Source organism: Tenacibaculum amylolyticum (genome assembly GCF_964511145.1).
Lineage (GTDB): Bacteria > Bacteroidota > Bacteroidia > Flavobacteriales > Flavobacteriaceae > Polaribacter > Polaribacter amylolyticum.
In genome coordinates this window covers 15,505-35,210 of record NZ_CAZEFZ010000075.1, presented here as the reverse complement: position 1 = coordinate 35,210, position 19,706 = coordinate 15,505, and the positions used below count along the sequence as shown (strand labels likewise).

The window sequence follows — 19,706 nt, the reverse complement described above, 5'->3', positions numbered from 1 at the left end:
AACAACGAATCCGAATCCAATAAATGGGACGTATGATGATGGAACTGATGTTACTTTAACAGCTACGCCAGCTGCAGGCTATCAATTTGATGGTTGGAGTGGAGACGCTACAGGAACTACAAATCCATTAACGATTACAATGGATGCTGATAAAACAGTTACAGCAATGTTCAGTAAGATTCAACGTACATTAACTATCAATGCCACAAATGGATCAGTTGCTACAAATCCAAATTCAACAAATGGGACTTATGATGATGGAACTGATGTTGTTTTAACCGCTACACCAGCTGCAGGTTATCAATTTGATGGATGGAGTGGAGATGCAACTGGTACAACAAACCCATTAACGATTACGATGGATGCTGACAAAACAGTTACAGCAATGTTCAGTAAGATTCAACGTACATTAACTATCAATGCTACAAACGGAACTGTAACAACGAATCCGAATCCAATAAATGGGACGTATGATGATGGAACTGATGTTACTTTAACAGCTACACCAGCTGCAGGTTATCAATTTGATGGATGGAGTGGAGATGCAACAGGAACTACCAATCCATTAACGATTACAATGGATGTTGACAAAACAGTTACAGCAATGTTCAGTAAGATTCAACGTACATTAACTATCAATGCCACAAATGGATCAGTTGCTACAAATCCAAATTCAACAAATGGGACTTATGATGATGGAACTGATGTTGTTTTAACAGCTACACCAGCTGCAGGCTATCAATTTGATGGATGGAGTGGAGATGCAACAGGAACTACTAATCCATTGACGATTACGATGGATGCTGATAAAATAGTTACAGCAATGTTTAGTAAAATTCAACGTACATTAACTATCAATGCCACAAATGGAACTGTAACAACTAACCCAAATCCAACAAATGGAACTTATGATGATGGAGTTGATGTTACTTTAACAGCTACACCAGCTGCAGGTTATCAATTTGATGGTTGGAGTGGAGATGCTACAGGAACTACTAATCCATTAACTATTACCATGGATGCAGACAAGACAGTTACAGCAATGTTTAAATTAATACCACCTCAAGTAACTTTAACGATTAATGCTACAAATGGCTCAGTAACTACGAATCCAAATCCAATGAATGGAACATATGATAAAGGAACTACTGTTGAGTTAACTGCTACACCAGATGCAGGTTATGAATTCGATCATTGGATTATTCCTGAGGCTGGAATAGTAACAGCAAATCCAATTAATTTCCCAATGAATGCAGATTCAAATATTACAGCAGTATTTAGCGCGGTTACAGCAAGTGTAGTAGATGAGGAGTTTAGTAATGATGTAAAATTATATCCCAACCCAACTACAAATTTGGTTCATCTAGATTTAAAAACAGGGTATGAAATTAAAAGTATTGTAGTATACAATTTATTAGGGAAAAAAGTTAGAGAAGGAAAAGAAACAACAATAAACCTTTCAGGTTTAGTAAATGGTTTATATATGTTTAAAATAACAGATGTAGAAGGAAGAGTAGCTTCAAGAAAAATAATTAAAAAGTAAGTTAATAAGAGTGATTGAGAATATCATTAATTTTATTATTAATATTCATATAATGCAATTTTGACAGCCTAATTGTTATAGTTAGGCTGTTTTTTAAGTTAACACTTTAGCAATTGATTTCAATCAGTTCCTTCGTTAAATAATATTATTGACAATCAACAAAAATTACTTTTTTCTCCATTCCCCCTTTTAACCAGTAACAGCCTAATCATTATGATTGGGTTGTTGTTTTATTGCATAAAACAACGTTTTAGCAATTAAAAAAGGACTTCTAGAAGTTGTTTATATACGATTATTATTAAAATAGTATTTTTGGTAATAAACGTACTTTTTTTGAAATCAAATATAATTTATCTACTATTCTTTTTGGGGTGTACTACGTTGTTTGCTCAGCATCCGTTGTATGTGCAATTAACAGAGAAAGATGGATTGCCAGATATTGAGTTTTATGGCATTTTAGAAGATAGTAAAGGATTTATTTGGTTGGCAGCAGAAAAGGGTTTGTATCGTTACGATGGTAAAAAATTTAAAAACTATACTACTTCAGGTAAAAGAGCATTATCAGTATTTGGTTTACATGAAGGTACACAAGGTAAGATATGGTGTAATAATATTTCAGGACAATATTTCACTGTAGAAAATGATTCACTAAAACTATTCATTGATTTAAAAGAATATACAAAAGGACAATTAGGTGAATTTGATTTTTATGGAGATAAGATGTCGGTTAGTATTGTAGGAAGGATGTTTTCTGTAGATTTAAAAACAAAACAAACAGTAGAAGTAACTCCCAAAAACAAATTGATTTCTTATACTTTAAAAAAACAAGATACTTTGTTTTTCTTAGAAGATAATGTTTTAAAGTATCAAACTCATAAAGAAACAAGAGAGTGGTCTACTTTACCTATTAACATTACTCCTCCATATTTTAGTAAAGCTTTTATTTTTGGGAAATACTTTTTGCATCAAGTTTACAATAGAAAAAAAAGAGAATCTACATTTTATTTTGGAGCAGATACCTTGAAGCAAATTAAAGATATAAAATTTGATAAAGATCAAGAGTTGATTAGGACATTTAAGGATGGAAATGATTTTTGGTTGTGTACAGTTAATGCTATTTATGTTTACACTTTTAGAGAAGGAAAATTTCATTTTAAAGCAAAATATTTTGAAGGGAAAAAGGTGACAGAAATGATGAAAGATAGTAGAGGGAATTATTGGTTTATAACCTCTGGAAATGGAATTTTTATTATTCCTAACATTCATATAATGAAGTATCAATTACCCAAAGAAGATGAGAATATAACAGCTTTAGAAAAAATAAACGACTCGATATTAATTTTTGGAACCACAAGTGGGAAAACAAATAAAATAAACACGATAACAGCAAAAAGTGAAACACTCGTAAACTCACATTTTAGAAGAGTTAATAAAATTGCATACAATAAGAAAGATGAGGTGTATGTGAGTTTAACTAACAGTTCTTTTGTGTTGAATAGTAAAACATTTCAATTAAAACCAAATTCCAGAGTAAACAAGTTTAGGTTTAATAATGCGAAAGGATTATCAATAATAAACGAGAATAAATTTATATATAGTTCTTTTGCGTTTGCAGATATTTTAGATAAAAAAAAAGAACAAGCCATAAGAATAGGGAATAGAAGATCTTATACAAATCATTATAGCAAATCAAAAAATGAAATTTACGTAAGTTATGTAGATGGAGTAGAATATTATAAAGAAGACTTAAAACCTCATGCCATAACATTCAAAGGACAGCCTATATTTGGAATTGATATTGATGAAACTTCAGATGGAACTATATGGATTTCTACGTTTAATGATGGGATTATTGGTGTAAAAGATGGAAAATCAGTATTCAATTATAATATAACTAATGGCTTGTTATCAAATCAAACAAGTACGATAAAGGGAGAAGGGAAATATTTATGGGTTGTTACAGACAAAGGTATTCAACATTTGAATACACAAACAGGAAACTTTAAGAGTATAACAAGAACAGATGGTATAGAGACGTTTAATATCTCAGATATAGCTATTTCAAAAGAGAAAGTATTTTTTGGTTCAAATAAGGGAATTTTTGAATTAGATAAACAAAAGGTATTTAAAAAACATAAACTCCCAGATTTTCAAATCACAGATGTTTATATAGAAGATCAAAAAGTAGGAAATAAAGCTGCGTACGAGCTATCAGCAGATGAAAATAAAATACAATTTCATTTTCATGCAAATGGATATCAATCAGAAATTAATAGTATTTACCTCTATAAACTAATTAAAAATGGTAAAAAAGAAATTTGGAATACTATTCCAAAAGGTTCTAATCAAGTAACCTTCAATAGTCTTTCTCCTGGAAATTATGAGTTTGAACTAAAAGCCATCCAAAGAATAGAAGGAAAGGAAACAGCTGTTAAAAAAGTAGAGGTGAAAGTAAATGCTCCTTTTTATAAAAGATGGTGGTTCGTAACATTAATTTTACTTGGAGTTTCTGGATACGTTATGTATTATTATCGTAAAGCATTATCAGAAAAAGAAAAAGAAAAGCAACGCTTACTAGCGCAGATCGAAAATGAAAAAGAAATGGTTTTCTTAAAATTAGAAAACTTACGATCCCAAATGAATCCACATTTTATTTTCAATGCATTAAATTCAATACAAGATTATATTCTTCTAAATCAAAAGAACTTAGCAGGTGATTATTTAGGGAAATTTGCAGATTTAATTCGTATTTATTTAAACCATAGTAGCAAAGCATATATTAGTTTAGAAGAGGAGATAGATACATTAGAAAAATATTTAGAACTAGAAAAATTACGATTTGAAGATACATTATCCTATGAGATTACAACTAAAAGTGAAATTAATAGAGAAGAAATAGAAATTCCAACAATGTTGATTCAACCCTATATAGAAAATGCCTTAAAACATGGGTTGTTACATAAGAAAGAAGAAAGAAAACTTACAATATCTTTCATCTTAGATGAAGAGAAACATTATATTTTATGTAAAGTAACAGATAATGGAGTTGGTAGAGATAAAGCAAATGCTTTAAACTCTAAAAGAAAGAAATACCACAGACCATTTGCCACTAAAGCTACACAAGATAGAATCACTTTATTAAACCATGAAAAAAACAAAAAAATACAAGTAGAAATTATTGATTTGTTTACAGAAAAAAATATCCCCTCCGGAACACAAGTAATTATTAAAATTCCATACAGAAAATTATGAAAACCCTACTTATAGATGATGAACGAAAAGCAAGAAATGTATTGCGAATTTTGTTAGAAGAAAACTGCCCTAGAATAACTGAAGTGTATGAAGCTGAAGATTTACTTTCTGGAGTAGCGCTTATTAAACAAGAAAAACCACAATTAGTTTTTTTAGATATTGAAATGCCAGAACACTCTGGACTAGAAATTATTGACTTTATAGATAAGGAAAACTATGATTTCGAAATCATTTTTGTAACTGCTTATAGTGAGTATGCTATACAAGCATTTCAATTATCTGCAATCGATTATTTGTTAAAACCTACTCAACCTACAAAGCTAAAAGAAGCAGTAGATAAAGCTATTGGAAATAGAGATAAGAGTCAGCTTACTCAACAATTGTTGGAGCTTAAGAAAAGCTTTACAGAATTACAATTTAAAAAGATAGCTTTGCCATTTTCTGAAGGAATAAAATTTGTGAATTTTGATGAAATAATTCTCCTAGAAGCTGATGGAATGTACACAAGAATTTACACAAAAAATGATGGGGATTTACTCATAAGTAAACCATTAAAACATTTTGTAACACTGTTAGAACAACAATCTTTATTTTACAAACCACACCGTTCATTCTGTATAAATCTATCATTTATAAAGGAGTATATTAAAAAAGATGGAGGTTATATTATTATGGATAATGGTAAAACTGTTTCTATTTCTAAAGATAAAAAACAGGAGTTTTTAACCGTAGTAAGTAGTTTATAAACACGTTTAGCAATTCAAATAGCTCATTCAGAAGTTAAGAAGGACTATACGAAGAATTCTTAAAGAGATTTGTTTTCAAAAATAACTTAATAGTGTGTTTATGAAAGCAAAATTACTTTTTTTCTATTTAATAACCCTTTTTCTTAGTGTTAAAGCACAACAGGTTACTACAGTGTATACAGGTTTAAATACGCCTATAGGTATAGAAGCCTTTGAAAATGAATTATACATAGCAGAATTTCAATCTAATAGAATTGTGAAATTAGATATTACTAGTAATTCTCCAGTATTACAAGTTGTTGCTAATGCCAATAATCCTGAAGGATTAGCTTTGCAAGGAACAAACTTGAGAATAACTAGAACTCAAGAAGATGAAGTTTCTACGTTAGATCTGCAGGCAGCTATTCCTACTGCCGTTACTCGGTATTCGTTCAGAGGTAGTGCAAGAGCAATAACATATAACCCAGGTAAAGAACTTTATGTTAGTTCTGCTGGAGGAGGAACTAAAACCCTTATTCATAAGTTTTATACTGCTACATCAGCCCCTTTAGTAGCAGAAATACCAGGAAATGATGTAAGAGGTATGACAATTATAGGAAATTTCTTATATGCAGCGGAGAGAAGTCAAGGTAGAATTTATAGAGTAGATTTAACACAGCCAAACTCAACACCTCCTGTAATATTTAAATCAGGAATTACTAAAGCTTATGAATTAGATGCGGTAGGAAATAGTTTATACATTACTACTGAAACAGGAAGGTTACTTAAAATAAATGATGTAACTGTAAATAATCCTTCATTAACAACTTTAATCTCTGGTGGATTTGGTGCATTTGCAGGTATAAAAATTATAGGACAAGATATTTACATCTCAGGCTGGGGTAGTGGAGGTAGAATACTAAAGTATAGAGATACAACTATACCAACAAGATTATATGTTAATAAAGATGCTACAGGAGCAAATAACGGAAGCTCATGGACAAATGCTTACACTTCTTTAACTTCAGCACTTAATAGTGTTCCCAGTAATGCAGAAATTTGGGTAGCAAAAGGTACATATAAACCAAGTGCATCGGTGAGAACAGAATCGTTTATTTTAGGTAAATCAAATGTAAAACTATATGGAGGTTTTGCAGGTAATGAAGCAACATTTAATGAAAGAAATATTTTATTAATGCATACTACAAATAAAACTGTATTAAGCGGTGATTTGGAGGATAATGATGATAACAATTTAACTTTTAACAATGCTACAAGATTAGATAATAGTTTTCGATTAGTAAATGTTGTAGGCAATAATGTTGTAATAGATGGAGTAACTATTTCAGGAGGTTATGCAAGTGCAAGTACTGGTGAATGGAGATTTGGAGCTGCATTGTCAACTCCAGATGTTAGCCAGTTTACCATTAAAAATTCTATTATAGAAAATAACGTTGCTATGTGGGCAGCAGGATTAGACTTAACGTCAGATGCGCTAACTTCAGCATTTACTGTAGAAAACTGCACTATTTCTAATAATATTACGTCTTTAGGTGCGTCTGCTTTTTATGTTACTCCACCAGAATCTGGAACTGTTGATTTTACTATAATTAATAGTTTAATTAAAAATAATGGAACAATAGATAATGGAACAGCAAGAAGAGGTGTAGGTAGTGCTGGAGGTTGGATAAGAGCTTTTTCTAACGGATGCACAGTAAATACCACAATTGTTAACAATACTTTTGTAAATAATTCTAATACAGGAACAGGAGCATCAGATCTTTCTACACTTGGTATGAGTAGGATGGCAGGGGTGTATGGTACTGTAAATTTTGCGAATAATATTTTTTGGAATAATACTGCTAATAATGGACAAGTAGCTTTTTCTTTAGGAAGTATTGTAGATAATAACTTAGCAAATAATTTAATTGTATTTAATAGTATAGATCAGAATGACTTTTCTAGAGTTAATTCTAATAATAGAATAAATACATCCAATGCTGATCCCCTGTTTTTAGATGCCGCTAATAATGATTTTACATTGCAAGCTAGTTCTCCTGGAATAGACGCTGGGGATAATAGTAAAATTGCTGTAGGGGTTACTACAGATTTATTAGGTAACAATCGTATTTTTAATACTATTGTAGATATGGGGGCTTATGAGTTTGGAAATCCGGTTCGTAGAGGACTTACAATCAATGCCACAAATGGTTCTGTAACTACAAATCCAAATCCAACAAATGGAACTTACGATGATGGTACAAGTGTTACTTTAACAGCTACACCAAATGCAGGCTACCAGTTTGATGGATGGAGTGGTGATGCAAGTGGAACAACGAATCCATTAACAATTACTATGGATTCAGATAAGACTGTTACAGCAATGTTCAGTAAAATACAGCGTACATTAACGATTTTTAGAGGTAATGGATTAGTAATTACGAATCCAGATCCAACAAACGGAACTTATGATGATGGTACAAATGTCACTTTAAGAGCACTGCCAATACCAGGCTTAGGATACCAATTTGACGGTTGGAGTGGCGATGTTAGTGGTACAACAAATCCAATAACAATTACGATGGATTCAGATAAGACTGTTACAGCAACGTTCAGTAAGATTCAACGTACATTAATTATTAATAGTACAAATGGTTCTGTAAGTACAAATCCAAATCCAACGAATGGTACTTATGATAATGGTACAAGTGTTACTTTAACAGCTACACCAAATGCTGGTTATCAGTTTGATGGATGGAGCGGTGATGCAACAGGAACAACGAATCCATTAACAATTACTATAGATGCAGACAAGACAATTACTGCAATGTTCAGTAAAATTCAACGTACCTTAACAATTAATGCAACAAGTGGGGCAGTGCATCCAAACCCAACTCCAACAAACGGAACTTATGACGAAGGTACAAATGTCACTTTAAGTGCGGTACCATTAGAAGGATACCAATTTGATAGTTGGAGTGGCGATGCTAGTGGGACTACAAATCCATTGACAATTACAATGGATGCAGATAAAACAATAATAGCAAACTTTTCAGCGGTTACAGCAAGTGTGGTTGATGAAGAATTTAATACGAATATTAAAATATATCCAAATCCATCAAAAGGCATTATACATATAGATTTAAAAATAGGGTACGAATTGAAGAAAGTTACTGTATATAATACTGTAGGAAAGGAAGTATTAAAAACAGAAAAAACTACTATAGATATATCTGATTTAGTAGACGGAATGTATATTATAAAAGTAACAGATTCTGAAGGAAAAGTTGCTCAACGAAAGATTATAAAACAATAAATTAACAAGAAAAAGCTAGGAAAGTTTCCTTAGCTTTTCTTTTTCAAAAGAGATCGATAATGAATAAGACAACTTTATAAGTTATAGATATATTTTTAATGTTATTCTGTATTTAATATGGAGTCTCATTCTATAGATTAAGAAACCATATAGATGTAAATCTGTGTGGCTTTTTTGTAAATATCAGTGGATTTTTAGACTTTTCTTTTTTCAATACTTATAAAGATTTAGGTTTGTACTTTAAATGAAGAATGAATACATGAAGTATAATAAAACAAACTTTTTTAAACATACATATTGTCAGTTTCAAAACAGAGAAATCGAAGTTTTAGAAGAGCAAAATATTCATTTTAAAAGTAAATCAGGAAGTTCTTATATATATACTGAAGAGGGAGTGTATCGATACTCAAATCATTGGGGGAGAGTTGCCAATTGTAGATGGAAGTTAGATGGAGTGAGTAAATATCAAAATCAACAATATTATGTAGGTTATGCAAATTGGTCTGATTTCTACAGTTTAACTTCTAATGATAAATTATTTAACTTAGAAGTTAATTTTGAAACTCAAAAGGTTGAGGTGCATAAAACTTCAGGAAAAAAAACAGGTACTTTATTTAGCATAACCACAGTTTTTAAAAAGAAAAAAGAGATTGAATCTATTTTCAAAAACCCAAAATGGATGTTGTATTATGAAGAGGAACACGAAACACTTCAGAAGAAAATCATAGAAAAATTGATTAATTCAGATAAAACGTTACAACAAATAAAACTAGAACTTGTCAATAATTAATGCTGTTATTGTGAGAAGTATACGTGACAGTTTTTATTAAAAGAAAATTCACAATGAAATTTTACCAAAAAGAAATTACTCTGCCTGCATTTGAAAGAGGATATCATTTAATTACTGACATAATAATTGATGCTATTCCTGAACTAAAAGAAATTGGAATTGGTCAATTGCAAGTATTTATAAAGCATACTTCAGCTAGCTTAACGATTAACGAAAATGCTGATCCAACAGTTCGGATGGATTTTGAAACACACATAAATAAAATGATTCCTGAAAATATGCCGTATTACAAGCACGATTATGAAGGAGCAGATGATATGCCAGCACACATTAAAAGTTCAATGTTAGGTTGTCAAGTACAAATTCCGGTAACAAATGGAGTTTTAAACTTAGGAACTTGGCAAGGTATTTATTTAGGGGAGCATAGGAATTATGGAGGAAGAAGAAAATTAGTATTGACTCTTTTTGGAGAATAAACTTGTGATGTATTGCTTTAAGAAGATTGGAAAAGTAAGTATTACAAAACAATTTTAAATTTCAATGCTCTTTTTCGTATACTTCAATTTATATTGTTTGGGAGTACATCCAGTTTGTTTTTTAAATGTTGTATAAAATACAGATTTAGAATTAAAACCTACTTCATAACCAACAGAAAGAATACTGTATCTATCGAATTCGGGATTGACAAGCATTTTTTTTATTTCCTCTATGCGATAAGAATTAATATAATTAGAAAAGTTTTTGCCTGTAACTTTATTTATTACTTGTGATAAATAATTAGGAGATACATTTAATTGTAAGGCAATAGAATCTAAACTAGTATTAGGATCTTTATAAATCTTTTCTTTTTCAATCAATAGTTTTAATTTAGAAAAAGTAGGATTTTTTTCTGAAAGTTTTTTAGAAGTTACTTTTTTGCTAAAAATAGCTTCTTTAGTAATATTAGTAGTTGTTGAGATTTCCTTTTCTGAAACGATATTTAATAAATGTATGCCTTTATAGTCAATCCAAAAAAATAGTATTGTAATTAATAATAACAAAGGGTAAAATAAATAAGTATTATCAGGTCCTACAAATAGTATAAGTGTAAAAGAAGAAAACCACAATATGTATAATCCTAATGCAACTTTAAACAATGCATTAAACCATCCTACGTTTATAGGTTGTTTATTTTGTTGGAGTTTTTTAAAATGAAAATACCCTTTTATCCCTAAAAATAAGGCAAAAAATAAAGCTGTATATTCTTCTAAAACATAAAAAAGCCCTCTATGAAATAAGTCTTTTTGCTGAAAATAATAATATGATTTCATAGTAAGTCTAATAACAATAGAAATGAAACTAGGAATAAAAAATAAGATGATTTTATTGTTTTTTAATCCTAAACTTTTCAGAATATAGAAATAAAAGAATACAGGAAATATAAGGTGCCATTTTACAACAAACAGATCGATAACAGGATGCTTTTTTAGTAATCCTGTATCTAAAAGCCAAAAATTCAAATTACCCAAGGATAAGGCAATAATAGTTAATGCTAAAAATTTATTAGTGGAGTTTTTATAAATAGAAGCAGTTAATACAGGATAACCAAAGGCTATTCCTTGAATTACTCCAGAAAAAATAAGTACATTAAAAAAATTGAGATCCACCCGCAATGTTTTGTAGCGAATATATTGATTAATGATACTTATATTAATGATTGTTTAAAATTTTAGAAATAATTAACAAGAGATTACTAAAAAACCACCTTATAAATTAAATTATAAAGTGGTTTATGAACTTATTTAAATACTAATTAAAAGTACTTTTGGGATAAATTAATAACATGAAATTTATTCAGTTATAAGAAAAAATGTTCGGGTTTCAGTTTCACCTTTATTAACCCATTTACCTTTTTTATTTTTTTTAAAGACATGAGCCGTTCCTGTAAATGATTTTATTTTTGTTTTAGTATTATACTTTTTATTTCTTGCTTCTACATAATTTTTAACACTTTCTCTTTGATCGCCTGCTACAGAAAAATTAGAAATACCTTCTCTAATTCTTATTTCAGTCTCAAATATTGCACTATTGCTGTCTGTAGTTCCTGCATTTTCAGTTATATAATCAAAAGTGAATGTGTCAACATTTGATCCACCTAAAGTATTAAGTAAATCTTGTACATATTCTCTGTAAAGCTCAGGCCTTTTAGCAATTTTATCTGGTGCGGTGCCATCAGCTGCATGCCCTGTTATATGAGGATACATTCTACCATTATCCTTAGAATGTGCATAACTATCACCTAATCTATGTAATGCATACCCTTGACGTCTATAGCCTATAGCATTTCTGTACATTTCTCTTGAAGTAGCTCTTTCATTTACAGCGAAACCACCAGTCAGAGCATGAACTTCTTTTTGCCATCTAGGATATAACCATGTATTTGTAGCCAATCCAATATCACCAGCTTTAGACATTATATGATCTGGCTCTTCAGCCCAATAAGCAATGGTAGCAGGTGCATTGTGATTCACTAAAATTGCAGCTAGATATACGGTCCAATAGTGTCCATCTCTTTCATAATTTCCATCTGGATCAATAAATTTTATAGGGTTATTATATCCGTACCTAAATGGAGTCCAAGAATAATTTTTATCTGCAAGAGGATCAGTGTTCATCCATCTACCCAAACTGGCATCATAATTTCGTGCCCCAAAATCATGCCATTGGATTCCTAATTCTTCGTTTAGTTCTTTTCCATTATACCCAAACTTTTGAGCTAATGAGTTTCCTAGAGATGATACGATAGTATTATAACCTTTGTGTTTTAAACCAAAAGGGTAGTAATTACTTTCTTTTACAATCTCAGTTTGCGTAACAATACCGTCTTTGTTATTGTCTGTATAGCTTAAACGTAGATTTCCTAAATGGTCTTTATATTGATATACGTATTCAAATTCTCCATTAGCATTAAGTTGCGCATATCCTTCAGAATGATTGAAAAATTGTAACTCATTATTTCTATAGATAAAATTACCAGCATATTGGGTAATAATATCTCCACCAGGAACATCTTCTAGCTTTTTCTCTAATTTATTACCATAAGCATCGTATACATAATTTAAAGTACCCTGTTTTTCAATAGTAGTAGGAAGGTTTAAATGATTGTATTGTATAGGGCTGTTTAGTGCTTTATTAAAATCGGTTAACATATTACCATTGCTATCATATGTATATTCTTGAGCTGAGTTAACACCATCTTTAAATCCATAGATTTTATTTGCTAAATCTTCTACTTTTATAAGTTTATTTCCATTGTCGTAGGTATACTTAAGATTATCCATAGTACCAAAGCTAGTTGCTTGTTCATTGGTATGACCATTACGTAATAAGGTAAGTATATTTCCATTTTTATCGTACGTAATATTATGTAGGCTATAGTTACCAGAGTTATCGATACCACTGTGAATTCTATTAAGCGCATCATACAAATAACGATACCAACGTAGAGTGTTATCATTAGCAGTTTTCCATTCTGTTTCAGCAATATTCCCATTATAAAGTGCGGTTCCATTATGTGAAACGGCATTATAGTTCATAGCAAAAGCAAAGAGATCATTCGATAAATTACTAGGATTATTTATTTGTTTTAACCATCCTCTAATATTGTAAGAAAAGTCTACAGATTGTAATCTATTTTGATTCACTTCTCCTCCTATACCTTTCTTTATTAATACACCAAGAGCATCATAGGTGTTTTCTACAATAACTTCTTCAGATTGATTATTAATTTTTTGAGTCTGTTTACTTACTCTACCTGCATGATCGTATGTAAACTTATCAATTGCTACAATGGCAGTTTGCCCATTTTTTTGATGTGTAGTTTTTGTTTCCAATACTTTCCCAACAAAATCAAGTTTACTTTCAATGATGTCTACAGTATTTAAATAATCATTCTTTGAGTACACATAAATAGGTCGTGTTTTTTCATCGTAGTAAGTAACCGTAGTAATCCAGTGATTAGTTTTAAGAACTCTTACTTTACTTACCGTGGCTAAACCTTGTGTTTTTGTGGTAGAAGTTTGACCGTAACTAGTAGTTACTGTTGTGCTTAATCCAGCAGGTAAGTCTATATAAGTGTCATAATAATTAATAGAAAAAATCTTTTCAATAGCCGAAAGAGGGAGTGCTTTATTAGTGTAATAAAGTTCTGTATTTGCTACAGTATTAATCCCTGATCTTTCCTCGGTATTTTTATAAAAAGGATTGTTTGCATGCCCTCTGATTGCTGTAATACTTTGTGCATTAGACCATTTTCCAGTATAAATAACTCTTCCAAATTGATCGTATTTTGTAAATATCCATTTGTTTTCAGATCTTAAATTCCCATCTTGTGTAATAGTAGGTTGATCTAAACGGTTATATACGATATATTCCCAGTCTTTTCCTGGTATTTTTTTTCTAGCTAATCTATTTCTGTAATCATATACATATTGATAACATAATTCATTAAGTTCATTGTCGGAAATTCCATCGATTGTCGTTACTTTAGGAGGTAATACATAACTAAGATTTCCATAATCATCGTATACATAATAAGTATCATGTGGTTCTTCTTTATTGTTAACTAAGGCATACGTTCGTTTCAATACAATTTGTCCCTGTTTATTTTTAAATTCCTCTGTAGTGTGTAGTTTACTTGTAGAACTATTGTGATTTTCATCTTTTGTAATTGTTTTAAATAGTTCTCCAGCGGTATATGTACCTGCATCGACCAAGTTAGGTTCATAAATTTTTACAGTTAATTCAGTAGTAACATTATAGAGTTTGACTTCGTTTGTTGCGTTAGTTTCATAATCAAATTCAATTTCATGCCCACTACCTAAACGCCAATTATACCCTGGTGCAGCTTGTTTTTCGACTCTATGCAAAGGTGAATTTTCAAAAGATTTTTCTGAGTATGGGTTAGGGGTATTGGTATTTATATCAGCGCCATAATTTGCTGTATAATAATTATTAGTACTTGTTATTGTATTGGTTTTTAAAGTACCATTTCCTACGGTTGGATATGGTAAGTACTCTTTTGTTTGTCTTCCAAAATCATCATATTCTGTATGAGTTACAATATCATCACCTGTTGGACTCTGTTTGATTCCTATATTTTGTTGAGGTCTTCCTAAACCATCGAAATAGGTAATTGATCTAATTACATCTTTATCTTCTGTTAAGTTTGCAGTATTCGTTGTAGGAATTTGAGGCTTTACAGTATAGATATAGTTCTCATTGCTTAAAGCTAAAGGTATAGGGCAGCCAGTTGCAGATATTCCTCCATGAACAGTTGGACATTGGTCATTACTGTTTGCAACATATCCTAAAGGTTGGTCACATGCTTCTTTTGTAGTATTTGGATCTCCAAGATTGTCTCCATCTGTATCAGCATACCAAGTAGTTTGTATACAAGCTGGGCATCCTGTAGCAGATCCATTCCCATTTTGGTTAGGGCATTGATCATTATTATTACTAACATAACCTTGTGGTTGCTCACATTGAACAATAGTTGTGTTTGGATCTCCTAAATTGTCTCCATCGGTGTCAGCATACCATGTTTTAGCTGTGCCTAAGGTAACATCTACGTAGCTAGAATTTGTACTCCAAATTCCATTAGAGTTTCTAGCTCTTAAGTAATATCTACCAGAAGCATTTACTGGTAAGTTTATACTCTGACTAAAAGTATTGGTGCCATTAGGATTTGTACCTTGCCAATACCAAGTAATACCAAAAGGAGCAAGATATTTTGTTAGTGTAGCATTGGTACAAGTTAAATTTGAAATATAAGGTTTTGTTGGAGTTGGAGGAGGTATTGAATTTGTATTATTAACATATACATTGTAAGTACCTTCAATATTCCCAATTCTACTATAAGCAGTATATTGAATTACCTTTCTACCAGTAGAGGTCCATTTAATTTCAACACTGGTATTTGTCTGTTTTATAATAGTAGCTCCAGAAACAAACCATCGAGCAGATGTAATGTATTCTTCTTTTCCTTTTGGAATATTAACTACTTTATATACATGTTGATCATTAAGGTTAGGGTTATTTACCCCAGATATTTCTGCAATACCATTTTCTGTTTTATTAATGCTGATAATAGGTCTTATTTGAGCATAGCTCTTAAGAGTACATACTAAAAAGAAGACCAAGTTTAGTATGAATATAGTTTTAATATTTTTCAAAGCGTCTTAGTTTTTATAATTGTACTTATATTCTTCTGTAATATTTCCTGCGGCATCTTTAATTGATTTTAATCGATTGAAATCATCATAATGATAGTAGATGGTATACTCTCTAGGGTCTGTCATACTGGTAATTCCTACTAAAGGATTATACGTATATGTTGTGATCATTGCATTGGGCAAACTTGTTCGTAATGTTTGTTCTTGTAACGCTGTAAGACCTCCTGTTTCAGTATGAAAATTAGAATTGAATCCTGGTAGTGCTTCAATTTGAGCTCTAGTTGCATTTTCAATTTTAGCTACAGGATATTGTTGATCATATCCCCAGATATAACTAATATGAATACCGTCATGTTTAGAAACTTCGATAGGATTTCCTTTAGAGTCATACGAATGAAAGATGATACGATCTTCTAATGAAGAAGCTCCTTTTGAAGTTTGATTTTTTTCTGGTAGAATAATATCATTTCCCCAGTCTTTGTATATAATTTTTTGTTTAGCATTGGATAGAAGGTCTCCATTAGATGTTTTGTTTTCAGTAATCGTTTGTATTGGGATTGCAATTCGATTTTGAACAATTAGTTGTTGTTCAGCTACGTTTGGAGATCCTATATCTTGAGGATACATGAATGTTGTAGTTAACGTTTTATTATCACTACTTATAGTTTCTTGTTTAGTTCTTAATAAGTGAATTGGGTTTTCATGAGCATAACTTACATGGGAAGTAATGGTGCTATTTTCAAAAAAAGTTTGATGAGATTCATTACTCAAACTGTTCCAACCACTATTTGTATAATAGGGAGTCATGTTTTGAGCATATTTTAAACCATGTTTATTATGATCTCCTATAATATCATTACCCCATTTAATAGCAAAAGAAGATTTAGGATATGCATTGGTAGTACGAAAAGAATGCTGACTATAATTGTAGCTTTTCTTTTCCACTAATTTAGCATTATTAATGCCTTCCTCATCTTTATAAACGAATCGTTTTAATAATTGTCCTCGATCTAATTCCATACTTTCTGCAGGGACATAAGGGAATGTATGATCTCCTTCGTCTTTTACATGTGAATAATTGTATTCTGTATAACCTAGATTTTTTGTAGTTCCTTTTTGAATTTCAAAGACCTTACTATAACCAACAGGAGAGCCTGAATGTGTTACTTGTTGCATGTTACTTGTAGATTGTACGCGCAGTAATTGAGTTTCAGATTGGCCACCTGAAGGAACTCCAGCGTGATAATATATTTTTAAGGTATGACTAAAGTTAGGAGTCATAAAAGTATTTCCAGAAGAGTCGTTAGAATCAAGAGACTTGGTGTATTTATATTCCTTTACAATAGGTGTTGCATTTTCATGAGTATAATTCTTCATTTCTTTAATGCGTAACCCTCCAGCATATTTATTAGTACTTGTTTGGTTGACAATTGCCTTTTCCCATTCAGCTATAAACGCAGCATATCGATATTGTGGTGGATTTTGATTAAATCGAACAACCATATTATAGGTCCCATTCGGAAGATGAAATGTTTTTTCTGGATATGTAATGTCTATTATTCCGTTAGAACCCTCTACAGTAAAACGAGCACAATTATTAGCTAAGCCATTACTTAAATCACATCCTGGTTCAACAATAGTAAACTTAACAATAGCACCTCCATTAGGGTTATTCCCGTTAAGTCTAGTATCTGGTGGATTGTTAATGGTAAATTGTTTAGTAGCAGTAAATGTTGGAGTTAGTGGTTCTTCAATATCTATGAACTCTAATACTTCTAAAGTTTGCGAACTTTTAATGTACTGAGGAGGAATAATGCCATCATTACGCACGTCATGATTTTCATAATTAAATTCTGTAAAACCTCCTGTGGGGTAAGTAATCTTGGTAAGAATTCCAAATTGTGATGCATTAGGGTTGACACTTCTATCTGCTCCTTGAATAACTATAGGAGTGCCTAGTGTAGGAATACTATAAGTTGGGGTTAAGTTGGCATTTTCGTCGTGTCCGTTATAGTAGCCCCAGTAATCTTGTCCAGCACTTCTTCTACAGGCTGGGAAATTATGTTCATTATAAGTAAAGTTATGCGTTAGTTTTTTATCAATATCAATATTAGATACTTCCTCTAGAGTGTCAAAAAGCATCCATTTTTTTACATAGCTTTCTGCATTATAACAGTTTCCTAATGAGTTACCAGAACCACTTTTATATCTATGATGAAGTTGGTAGTTCTTTATGAGTTCATTATTATTTGTATAGATGGCAATATTTTTTAATCGATGACCGCCTAATAAATCTTCTCTAGGTTCAGTATCTTCAGAGAACTTTACATAACCAGTAGAGAAAACAATCTTATCAATTAACTTAGCGTCTGTTCTACTAGTGATTAGAATACTTCCTTCATTTGGAGGAATATGTCCTAAACCTCCTAGAACATGATATTTTGTTACAACATTTGTGGTTTTTATAATTTGAGATTCTGTTCTGTAAATAAAATCGATAGTGTCTTTTTTATTTGCAGCAATCATTTTAGAAATATACCAAGATGTAGTTTTAGCACTACCTCCATTAGGGGTATTTGTTTCTTTTGAATTCATGATATAGGTTACCCCATTTTGATCTACCAATGTAAACCCAGATCCTTCTTTAGTGATTTGTATATTTGATTTAGGAAATGTAATGAAGGATGCTGTTTCCTGATTCCAAAAAAACTTTCCGCTTTCACCAGGAATATTGTAATTAAAAATATCTGGTTCAGAATCTTTTATTCCATTAAATAAATCTTGTCTATAAAGATTAAAGAATGTGCTATTACTATCTTTTTCATCCCATATTTCTTTTATAGTTTTTCCAGAGTACTTAGAAAAATAGCCACCATTTTCATCGGGGATTCCTCTTACACTTCTGGAAATTGAAGGGATGGTATTTAAAGACCACCCTAAGCCAACCCAAGAAGCTATACTTTCAACTTTATTTCCTCCAGCGTGATAACTTAATGATAAAGGCAATTTTAAATCTCCAGAACTTATTGTGTAAATAGGAATGCCTATGTTGGGAACTCCTGTGAAATGCCCTACTGGTATTTCACCATATTTAGTCATTTCTGCTGCATTAGGACTTAGAGGAATAATTTGCGGTAATTCCTGTCCATAACCTTTTAATAAACCAAGCGCAATAGCAGCGCTTATTATCAGTTTTTTCATAAATTTTGATTGATTTAGGTAATAAAGTTCAGGGGTTTGCAGCAGTTTTAGTTTCGAAAATTCAACAACTTTAAGAATTAGAACCTTTTTTTCTTATGCAATTTTTTTTTGAGAGTAAAAGAAAAAATAAAAAGAAGATTTAGGACAACTATTGCTGAATTTTGGAGATTGAATTGAAAGTAAATTTTTAAATAATTATTGTATTCCTATAAAAAAATAAAAATAGAATTAAAGAAAGAGGTAAGAGTATGCAAAGAAAAGTTGTTGGTTAGTTTTAAAAAGGGAGATTTTAATGATTATATAGAATTAGGAATTTTGCCATAATTAGAAGTGAAATTAAGATTATAGGTAAAGTGAACTGAAATATTAGTTTTTCAATTGTTTGGTTGAAAATATTTTATAGAAGTCTATTTACTTTATTAATTTGATTTTAACTTCAGTTTTAAACCAAGGTACTGAAGTACCTTGTAAATTATACTTGTGTTTTTAGGTATAAAGTAATTTTATATCAGAAAATAGCACATAGACAAAATTCAAGAGTATAAAAACTTTTGTAATAAAGTCAATTATTGTTTTGACTTTGGTTTTAGACCAAGGGACTTCAGTCCCTTGCTAGGTTGACCTTATATTCTTTAGGTGTTGTTAATCTAAATGGTACTTGTAGTTT

General features: G+C 30.9%; 9 protein-coding genes. 6 read left to right on the top strand and 3 right to left on the bottom strand.

Going from position 1 to position 19,706, the window contains the following annotated elements:
* From ACKTTC_RS18020 to ACKTTC_RS17995, 6 genes are all read left to right on the top strand, one after another.
* The coding region (locus ACKTTC_RS18020) for an InlB B-repeat-containing protein (RefSeq protein ID WP_408041254.1) at positions 1-1,543 on the top strand (1,543 nt) is incomplete at its 5' end.
* A gap of 333 nt (positions 1,544-1,876) precedes the next feature.
* The gene (locus ACKTTC_RS18015) at positions 1,877-4,795 is read left to right on the top strand and encodes a sensor histidine kinase (protein WP_408041253.1); all 2,919 of its coding nucleotides are present in this window, start codon (positions 1,877-1,879) and stop codon (positions 4,793-4,795) included.
* Positions 4,792-5,541 carry a LytR/AlgR family response regulator transcription factor gene (locus tag ACKTTC_RS18010; RefSeq protein WP_408041252.1) on the top strand — a complete coding sequence of 250 codons (750 nt, stop codon included), beginning with the start codon at positions 4,792-4,794 and terminating at the stop codon, positions 5,539-5,541. Before ACKTTC_RS18015 ends, ACKTTC_RS18010 begins: the two co-directional genes overlap by 4 nt.
* A gap of 100 nt (positions 5,542-5,641) precedes the next feature.
* Complete coding sequence (locus tag ACKTTC_RS18005; protein WP_408041251.1) at positions 5,642-8,836, top strand: InlB B-repeat-containing protein; 3,195 nt, start codon at positions 5,642-5,644, stop codon at positions 8,834-8,836.
* Positions 8,837-9,095: 259 nt separating this feature from the next.
* On the top strand, positions 9,096-9,626 hold the full coding sequence (locus ACKTTC_RS18000) for a hypothetical protein (protein WP_408041250.1): 531 nt from the start codon (positions 9,096-9,098) through the stop codon (positions 9,624-9,626).
* A gap of 53 nt (positions 9,627-9,679) precedes the next feature.
* A complete protein-coding gene (locus ACKTTC_RS17995; RefSeq protein WP_408041249.1) occupies positions 9,680-10,102 on the top strand; it encodes a secondary thiamine-phosphate synthase enzyme YjbQ in 423 nt (140 codons plus the stop codon).
* Positions 10,103-10,156: 54 nt separating this feature from the next.
* On the opposite strand, the gene ACKTTC_RS17990 is transcribed toward ACKTTC_RS17995, so the two are convergent.
* The 3 genes from ACKTTC_RS17990 to ACKTTC_RS17980 all read right to left on the bottom strand — a co-directional run bounded on the left by ACKTTC_RS17990 (position 10,157) and on the right by ACKTTC_RS17980 (position 19,039).
* A complete protein-coding gene (locus tag ACKTTC_RS17990; RefSeq protein ID WP_408041248.1) occupies positions 10,157-11,272 on the bottom strand; it encodes a helix-turn-helix domain-containing protein in 1,116 nt (371 codons plus the stop codon).
* 183 nt (positions 11,273-11,455) lie between these two features.
* Positions 11,456-15,838, bottom strand: a complete 4,383-nt coding sequence (locus tag ACKTTC_RS17985; RefSeq protein WP_408041247.1) for a DUF6443 domain-containing protein — start codon at positions 15,836-15,838, stop codon at positions 11,456-11,458.
* Positions 15,839-15,844: 6 nt separating this feature from the next.
* Entirely contained in the window at positions 15,845-19,039 is a 3,195-nt protein-coding gene (locus ACKTTC_RS17980; protein WP_408041246.1) for a hypothetical protein, read from the bottom strand.
* Positions 19,040-19,706 lie beyond the last annotated feature (667 nt).